General features: G+C 54.7%; 7 protein-coding genes and 4 pseudogenes. 10 read left to right on the top strand and 1 reads right to left on the bottom strand.

The window, feature by feature from the left end:
* Positions 1–990, top strand: a 990-nt coding sequence (locus Q668_RS03760; protein ID WP_022988269.1) for a group II intron maturase-specific domain-containing protein, incomplete at its 5' end; no start/stop codon positions are given.
* Between the two features lie 140 nt (positions 991–1130).
* Here Q668_RS03760 and Q668_RS17415 read toward each other — a convergent pair.
* Positions 1131–1353, bottom strand: a pseudogene (locus Q668_RS17415) (IS1380 family transposase); the annotation flags it as partial.
* 288 nt (positions 1354–1641) lie between these two features.
* On the opposite strand from Q668_RS17415, the gene Q668_RS03755 reads away from it, so the two are divergent.
* The 9 genes and pseudogenes from Q668_RS03755 to Q668_RS17650 all read left to right on the top strand — a co-directional run.
* Positions 1642–2256, top strand: coding sequence for a hypothetical protein (locus tag Q668_RS03755; protein WP_022988268.1), 615 nt, complete (start codon positions 1642–1644; stop codon positions 2254–2256).
* Positions 2253–2651, top strand: coding sequence for a hypothetical protein (locus Q668_RS03750; RefSeq protein ID WP_022988267.1), 399 nt, complete (start codon positions 2253–2255; stop codon positions 2649–2651). Before Q668_RS03755 ends, Q668_RS03750 begins: the two co-directional genes overlap by 4 nt.
* Before the next feature lie 489 nt (positions 2652–3140).
* Positions 3141–4022: a hypothetical protein gene (locus Q668_RS03745; RefSeq protein WP_022988266.1), complete on the top strand. Its 882-nt coding sequence runs from the start codon at positions 3141–3143 to the stop codon at positions 4020–4022.
* 74 nt (positions 4023–4096) lie between these two features.
* Positions 4097–4486: a hypothetical protein gene (locus Q668_RS03740; protein ID WP_152521760.1), complete on the top strand. Its 390-nt coding sequence runs from the start codon at positions 4097–4099 to the stop codon at positions 4484–4486.
* 186 nt (positions 4487–4672) lie between these two features.
* Positions 4673–5338 carry a C39 family peptidase gene (locus tag Q668_RS03735; protein ID WP_022988264.1) on the top strand — a complete coding sequence of 222 codons (666 nt, stop codon included), beginning with the start codon at positions 4673–4675 and terminating at the stop codon, positions 5336–5338.
* 277 nt (positions 5339–5615) lie between these two features.
* Positions 5616–6677 carry an OmpA family protein gene (locus Q668_RS16585; RefSeq protein ID WP_022988263.1) on the top strand — a complete coding sequence of 354 codons (1062 nt, stop codon included), beginning with the start codon at positions 5616–5618 and terminating at the stop codon, positions 6675–6677.
* A 140-nt stretch (positions 6678–6817) separates the two neighbouring features.
* Positions 6818–6967 (top strand): annotated as a pseudogene (locus Q668_RS17665) (thrombospondin type 3 repeat-containing protein); the annotation flags it as partial.
* A pseudogene (locus Q668_RS17745) lies at positions 6944–7069 on the top strand (hypothetical protein); the annotation flags it as partial. The pseudogenes Q668_RS17665 and Q668_RS17745, both read left to right, overlap by 24 nt.
* Before the next feature lie 18 nt (positions 7070–7087).
* Positions 7088–7231: pseudogene (locus tag Q668_RS17650) on the top strand (thrombospondin type 3 repeat-containing protein); the annotation flags it as partial.
* Positions 7232–7891: the final 660 nt, after the last annotated feature.

Genomic DNA, 7891 nt, shown 5'->3' with positions numbered 1-7891 from the left:
CAGGTGCTTGAGCGCCCGAACCTGATGCGTGCGTATCAGCGGGTGGTGTCCAACAAAGGGGCGGCTGGCGTCGATCAGATGCCGGTAACAGCCCTGAAGGGCCACCTGCAACAGCATTGGCCAACGCTGCGCGAGCGGCTGTTGGCCGGAGACTACCATCCTCAACCGGTACGCCGGGCCAGCATCCCCAAGCCGCAAGGCGGGGAACGGATACTCACCCTGATCCGGCGTTACCTGCGAGCAGGCATGCTGTCAGGCGGGCTGGTCAGCCCGAGGCGGGAAGGCACGCCGCAAGGTGGCCCGCTATCGCCCTTACTCTCCAACGTGCTCCTGACCGAACTGGATCGGGAGCTGGAGCGCCGGGGCCATCGGTTCTGCCGTTACGCGGACGACTGCAATATCTACGTCCGAAGCGAACGAGCCGGGCAACGGGTCATGGCCAGTATTACCCACTTCCTGGAAACGCGCCTGCGCTTGAAGGTGAACACGACGAAAAGCGCCGTGGACCGCCCCTGGCGCCGGAGCTTTCTGGGTTACAGCGTGAGCTGGCATAAACGTCAGGTCCGGTTGAGAGTCGCGCCCAAAAGCCTGAAGGCCTTCATGGCCAAGCTTCGCCCCCTGCTGAAACGGTCACGGGGACAGTCGTTGACGACCACCATCCGGAACCTGAACCCGGTGCTGAGAGGCTGGGCAAATTACTATCGCCTGACCGCCTCGAAGCGTTCGGTCGAAGCTCTGGATGGCTGGATAAGACGGCGGCTTCGCCTGATCCTGTGGCAGCAGTGGAAGCGGACCCGCACGCGGGCCCGCAACCTGGTACGGCTAGGCTTGACTGAGATAAGGGCTTGGAGGAGCGCGACCAATGGTCGTGGACCCTGGTGGAACAGCGGTGCGTCTCATATGAACGCGGCCCTGCCCAAGAGGGTATTCCATGGCCTGTCTCTGGTAAGCTTGCTGGATACGATGACTCGGCTTCAGAGCCGACCATGAACCGCCGTGGTACGGAACCGTATGCCCGGTGGTGTGAGAGGACGGGGGAGGTAACTCCCCCTCCTACTCGATTTCACCTGACTTCCAGTCCTCGGTAACTTCCTTGAGGTGTATCGCACTGAACATCCCCGCAAGCCCCTTTGTACGGACCCGGCCGCCTCGAAGTCACTCTTGCCCGGCGTGATCAACCCGAGACGGGTCCGGATCAGGTCGATGTTTTGATTATCGTGACGCCTGGCCACGGTGGGAGCAGTTATGGTGAACGATCTATGCCGGCCCAGACAGTGGCCCTACCAGGGCCAGGCCGCCGTGGGGGGTGTATAGACTTCGGTTCGGGATTTGCTCGAGGGTGAAAGTGCACATGAGCCAAAAGTACTGACTGGGTGAATGGATGTCCGTGGCCATTGTATTGCTCAATGCCTTGTTATTGGATGCTTTTAAGGTGGTTTTCGGCCGGTTGGAATCACGGATTCAGGTAAGAAGATCGTCGTATTGAAAAAAACTGCGTCCATGTGCAGAGGATCTGTTGACAGTACCCGGAAAGCAGATTATGGTCATATCTACTTCTCGCTTGATGGTGCAACGGCCAGACTTTTATCTGAAGCTGTTAAAGGATTTAACTGCACATAAAAGGATTTAACTGCACAGTGAATGGACTTCAAAGGATTTAACTGCACAGTGAATGGACTTCGCAATCTTTACATTCCCAGCATTCCCCTTCTGGTGTCGCCGGCCGCTGTCGCTGACCTCCCTCTGACAATTGAAGATCTTGTCGCGAAGGAGGCTAAAGCCAGGCCGGGCATCTCGCTCCCATACGTAAACAGTGAAAGCCCGGGCTTGTCGACGGGTGATCCTGTTGTTGTACAAACGGGCGAATCGTCTTTTGTTGTCCTGCTGACCCGGCTCGGGGAATTCAAAGGTAATACGGATGCGTTTGTCGGCACCCTGGGCCTGACCACCTGCCGGGCCATTGATCCGGCCGTGCTTTCCGTCACGGAATCGTTCCCGTGCAACCAGGAGCGGGACGATGGCGAGGCCAGCTATGAAGCGGGCTACCGTGATGATGAGCCGCAAGGATTTGATCGGACGAGCACAGATTTGACCCCCGGTCCGGGATGCGGGGTAGCAAACGAAAACGAAGGGGGGGGATGCTTAGTCTTTCCTTTTCGGCGAATGTCTCAGGCCAAAGTGGAGCCAGCCTGGGATTTAATTGGCTTTATGCCATTTGATCAGGCTCCCAATTACCTGTCTGGAGAAATGAGATGAAGAAAATAGTGATAGCAGCTCTTGTAAGTGGTGTTATGTCCACGTCTGCATTTGCAGCCGGCGATGTCAATCCGGCCGACGCTGACCTGATTTTTAGCACGGACGATAGCCAGACAATGGAGTTGGCAGCATTGTCCGAGCAGGAGATGATCGAAACGGAAGGTGCCTTCCTTGAGATCCTCTCCGGAGGTGCTCTGGGGTCCATTATCGGAGGCATTCAGGACCGGGTGTCTGATCGTATCGGGTCCGTCCGTGAAACTCTTTCGGGTATTCGCGAACAAGGCCAGGCCCGGCGTGCACTGAGGCGTGAATTCTTTGCGGATCGTCGGGCGTCAATTCGTACATACATCAGTGACCGTCTGGACCTGACCTCTTCATTTATCAGGCCCCAGTGAAATAAGACTGGCGGCAAGTCAGGATTCACCTCTGCCAGTTGTATCGGCAGAGGTGAATTTGTCCGGGGCTTCGGTGCTTGCCGTAACCACGCCGGGAGGATGTACCCGTTCTTTCAAAAGGGATGCAGTATTGCCCGCAACGGCATGAAGCCGGGATAGCCATGACTATTCAAGCGCAAACACCTTATACCTAAACTCCCTCGGACATACCTTCTGTTGCTTTCGTTGAGCAGGCCAGTCAGGCACAGGTAAATGCGAACCAGGCTCAGGAAGTGTGTTGCCTGTTTGGCCGCTGATGGAAGCGTGTCACGCGATGAAGCGACCAGGCTCCTCCGGCAAACACGAAGGTGGTCGTATTGACAAAAGCGGAAGGTATTGATAAAGTCTGTTCACGGTGACCGGAAAGCAGATTATGGGCGTAGCTGCTTCTCGTTCGGTGGTGCAACCGCAAGATTTTTATCCGAAGCTGTTAAAGGATTTGACTGCACAATGAATGAACTCCGCAATTTTTACGTCACAAGCATTCTCCTTCTGGTGTCGCCCGCCGCTGTCGCTGAGCTCCCTCTGACTATTGAAGACCTTATCGCGGAGGAGGGCAGAACCCAGCTGGATATGTCCGTCACCTACGTGAACAATCAAAGCCAGCGTCTGTCGGCGGGTGAGGCTATTATTGTACCAACAGGTGACGCATCTTTTGTTTTGCTGCCTACCCGGTTCGGGGAATTCGAAAGTAATACGGATGCGTTTGTTGGCACATTGGGCCTCAGGCGGGGGCTGACAAGGGATACCGAGATTTATGCTCGTGCCAGCTACCTGTATCGTAATGAACGATACAGCGATTTTAACGGAAGCTACCGGGATACAGAAAATCGTTTTTTGAGTTCCTGGGTAGGCTTGAACCACCAGTTTTCCAGGGACGGCAGGACTCCTGCTCTGCTTGGCTTTATTGAGGGTGCGGCATACGAAAAATATGAGCAGGGCAGCGACTCCGGCAAATCATGGGCCCTGGGCCTGACCACCTACCGGGCCATTGATCCGGTGGTGCTTTCCGTCACAGGCTCTTTCCAGTGGAACCTGGATCGAGACGATGGTGATGCTGATTATGATCCGGGCAATCTGTTTTTTCTCACACCTTCGGTGGCGTTTGCTGTTAACGACCGGGTGACATTGACCTCCGGGCTTAAATGGACTTTCCTCGAAGCGGGCGAACGTGTTGGTGAGTCACAAGGATTTGACCGGACGAGCACAGATTTGACGCTCGGTCTGGGCTACGGGGTAGCGAAGGGAAACACGCTTAATGTTTCCTTTTCGGCGAATGTCTCAGGCCAAAGTGGAGCCAGCCTGAGATTTAATTGGCTTTATCCCATTTAACTAAGAGCTCCCAAAAACCTGTGTGGAGAAAAGAGATGAAAAAAATAGTGATAGCAACTCTTGTAAGTGGTGTTATGGCTACGTCTGCATTTGCAGCCGATGATTCCCATTCGGTTGACGCCAGCCTGATCTTCAGCGCGGACAACAGCCAGGCAATGGAGCTGGCACCGCTGTCCGAGCAGGAGATGATGGAAACGGAAGGTGCCTTCCTTGGGATTCTCTCCGGAGGAGCTCTGGGGTCCATGCTGTCTGACCGCCTTGTTGGCGGGTCGATTCTCGGGGGGCTTCGGGAAAGGTTGTCTGACCGCATTGGCTCCGTCGGTGAAACGCTGACCAGAATTCGCCAGCAAGGCCAGACCCGGCGTGCATTGCGCCATGAAGTCCTTACAAATCCCCAGTATTCCGTGCGTGAGTACCTGGGTGACCGTGTCAACCTGGCGGTTTCGTTCGTCCGGGGCCAATGAAATGAGCTGACGGAAACTGAGAATTCACCTCTGCCAGTTGTATCGGCAGAGGTGAATTTGTCCGGGGCTTCAGTGCTCGCCGTAACCGCGCCGGGAAGATGCACCCGTTCTTTAAAAAAAGGGGGCAGCATAACCCGCCGGGTGCTGAATTTATGATGCCCATGACTATTTAAATGCAAGTGTCTTATGCCTGAATTCTTTCGGATATACCTGCTGCTTTCGTTATCGATATTCGCTACGGGCACCGTTAAGGCTGCCGAGTATGCCTATGTTTCAAATGATACCAACTTACGGGGCGCCATCCCCGTGACGAGCTGGAAAACCCTGAGGGATTCCGGGGTTGTCAAGCAGGATCTGGATTACTCATGTGGTGCTGCATCGATAGCAACGATTCTCAATGGGTATTATGGCCAGTCCGTAACAGAAGCGGAAATACTGGATCTTATTGATAACGGGAACCTGAGGGCATCCTTTGAGGACATGGCCGGAGCCCTGGCAAAGTTAGGTTTCCGTGGGGTAGGGTACGCCGCTTCATTTGGGCAACTGACCAAACTGAAAGTTCCCGTCATCGTTTACACCCGGCATCGCAAGACGGATCACTTCTCTGTAATACGAGGGGTTAACAGCGATACAGTCTGGCTGGCAGACCCGTCTCTGGGCAACCGGACCTATAGTAAGTATCAGTTTCTTGAAGCGTGGGAAACCCGGGACGATAGCAAGTTAAAGGGCAAAATTCTGGCCATCATTCCGGCAGACCAGGAAGTTCAGAGTGCGGATGACTTTTTCACAAACCAGCCAAGGCGGCAAACGGCGCAAGCCGTACAGCAGCAGGCATTTCGCAATGCCCCTTAGTCCCATTCTTGAACCGGGCCATGTTGTAAAGGTTGTAAAGTCGGCTGCATCAAGAGGAGGCAGTTCAAAACACCAAGCCGGAGCCAGGCCGACGCATGATAAAAGCAGCCGACATTGCTGAGCGTTCGATTGACTGGCCTGTTACTGGGAAATATCACGGGGCGTGATAATGTAATGACACGCCTGTTTGGTGTATTATACAAATACCTCAGACAGCCTGTCGCAGTTGTGGCCAGAAGGAACGAATCCTACGAGCAAAGAGGAAAGGGGAAATTGCATGATAAAACAACGAGCACTTATTTATGTGATTGTCGCAGGCAGCCTGGGGTTTGTCGCGAACGTAGCTTTGGCTGATGAGCCGGTCGAGCGCCAGAATGAAGTTACGCTACTGGGTACCTACATTGAGCCCGACAGTGACCGGACTGATGAATATGGCTCTGCGGTACGAGCCATGTTCGGTATTCGCCTGGACAAGAACTTGTGGGTTGAACCTCAGTTCTACTCCGGTGTCATCGAGACCGGTGATAATGCCGGTACCGACTATTACCAGCAGGGCCTGGGAGCTGATCTGAGTTACCGCCTGTGGGAAGGTGATGTCTTCACGCCCTACGGTTCTCTTGGTGTCGGTGTGTCACGGAATGATGTGGACGGTAGCTCAGCGGATGAATTCGGCGGGTACGGTAACGCCGCAATTGGTGTCATTAGCAGCCCGTTTACCGAGTCGGGTATCCGGATGCGCGCCGATGCCCGTTATCTATACGACACCTATGACGATGGTTATTCCGATCTGCATTTCAGCCTTGGGGTAACCATTCCCATTGGCGCAACCCGCACCCGGGTTGTTGAGAAAACCACGATTGTCGAGAAGCCCGTAGTTGTCGAAAAAGATTTTGCTGATTCGGATATGGACGGTGTCGTGGACGGTGTCGATCAGTGCCCTAAAACCCTGGAAGGCCTGCAAGTCAACGCTGTGGGTTGCGTGGAAACTGATAAAGCCCAGTCCGTGGTCCTGCAGGGCGTGACCTTCGAGTTCGACTCCGCACGCCTGACACCCAATGCCCGGTCCATTCTTGTTCAGGCCGCCGATGCTCTTAAAGGTCAGCCGGGCCTGAAAGTGGAAGTGGCAGGCCACACCGATAAGGTGGGGCCTGAAGGCTACAACCTGCGGCTGTCGCAGCAGCGGGCAGAGTCCGTACGTGACTACCTGGTCAAGCTCGGTGTTAATCCGGGTCAGCTGACCGCAGTCGGCTACGGAGAATCCAAGCCGATTTTCGGCAACAATGCCGGGGAAAGCCGTGAAGGTAATCGCCGCGTTGAATTCCACGTTGTTTCCAACTGAAATTGAGAAGGATCTTGAATATGAATCTCAAAACGTTTAACTGGCCGTTGATATTTCTGGTATCGCTGTTGCTGTCGCTGGCGGGCTGCAGTTCCGATAGCTCATCAGAGAGCGGGGATGATCCTGGTGTCGCACAGCAGGATTTTGACGAGGATGGTGTGACTAATGGTGACGATAACTGCCCATTGACTCCGAATCCGGATCAATTGGACCTTGATGGCGATGGTGTCGGCGATGCCTGTGATTCTGATATCGACGGTGATGGAATTGATAACGCGCTGGATGAGTGTCCTACCGATCCGACTAACTCTCCAGGCTGTGGGGAAATCGCTGACTCTGACCTTGACGGTATCCGGGATATAGACGATAACTGCCCGGAAACCTTCAATCCCGGGCAGGAGGACTCGGATGGAGATGGTATTGGCGATGCCTGTGATTCTGCCGCGACTGATCAGGATGGCGATGGTATTCCGGATGTTGAGGACAACTGTCCTGCGATCGCCAATCCCGGGCAGGAGGACTCGGATGGCGATGGTGTAGGCGATGCCTGTGATCTGGTTGATCCGGACAAGCCTTTTGCCTGTGGCACAGCGGATGACGCACCTTTCAGGCCGCTTCAGGTACCTGGTGCCAGTGCTACCGGTGATACCTCACTCTTTTGCCTGCGGGGGTGCGTTGGGAACGCGAAGTATGTTGTCGATGAAAATCTGCGCAACTCTGCATCGATCATGATGCCCCATCTGCCCCGCCTCGGACTGACCGGAGGCCCGGCGCTGACCGTGAAAGATTCATCAGTTGTCTATAAAGCACCAAACCGCCTGGGCATTGCAGTCGCAAACAAAAACAGGTTGCTGAGTGTCTCCGTGCAGGGCCCTGTGAAAATCACAACCAGGCTCAATGGAGAAGAACAGGAGAGTTTCATCTTCAGCGGAAATGGCCTTGAGTTTGATATTCTTGGGCTGCTGAACGACGACGAAGTCGGCTATCTCGTGGCAGACACCAGCAAGGATTTTAATGAAGTGTCCGTCAGCCTTGAAGGCTTCCAGCTGAATTCGCAACTGGATGTGAATGCAGTGTGTGCGAGTCCTGAGGCGCTGCAGCTTCAGCCCTGACACCTCTGACAGATTTCGGGTGAGATAATCGGTGGCTGAAGATTCAGCCACGTGAGGGCCGGTGCATCCGGCCTTCTTTCCTTTGGTGCGCCAGGCATGGCG

Origin of the sequence: Marinobacter sp. ES-1, assembly GCF_000475255.1 — a bacterium.
In the GTDB taxonomy this organism is placed as follows: domain Bacteria; phylum Pseudomonadota; class Gammaproteobacteria; order Pseudomonadales; family Oleiphilaceae; genus Marinobacter; species Marinobacter vinifirmus.
This window is presented reverse-complemented; position numbering and strand designations above follow the sequence as displayed.

Excerpts from the sequence above, each read along its gene's own strand:
- Q668_RS03750 (WP_022988267.1), top strand. The coding sequence starts at position 2,253 with ATGAAGAAAATAGTGATAGCAGCTCTTGTAAGTGGTGTTATGTCCACG.
- Q668_RS03735 (WP_022988264.1), top strand. The coding sequence starts at position 4,673 with ATGCCTGAATTCTTTCGGATATACCTGCTGCTTTCGTTATCGATATTC.
- Q668_RS03755 (WP_022988268.1), top strand. The coding sequence starts at position 1,642 with ATGGACTTCAAAGGATTTAACTGCACAGTGAATGGACTTCGCAATCTT.
- Q668_RS03745 (WP_022988266.1), top strand. The coding sequence starts at position 3,141 with ATGAATGAACTCCGCAATTTTTACGTCACAAGCATTCTCCTTCTGGTG.
- Q668_RS16585 (WP_022988263.1), top strand. The coding sequence starts at position 5,616 with ATGATAAAACAACGAGCACTTATTTATGTGATTGTCGCAGGCAGCCTG.
- Q668_RS03740 (WP_152521760.1), top strand. The coding sequence starts at position 4,097 with ATGGCTACGTCTGCATTTGCAGCCGATGATTCCCATTCGGTTGACGCC.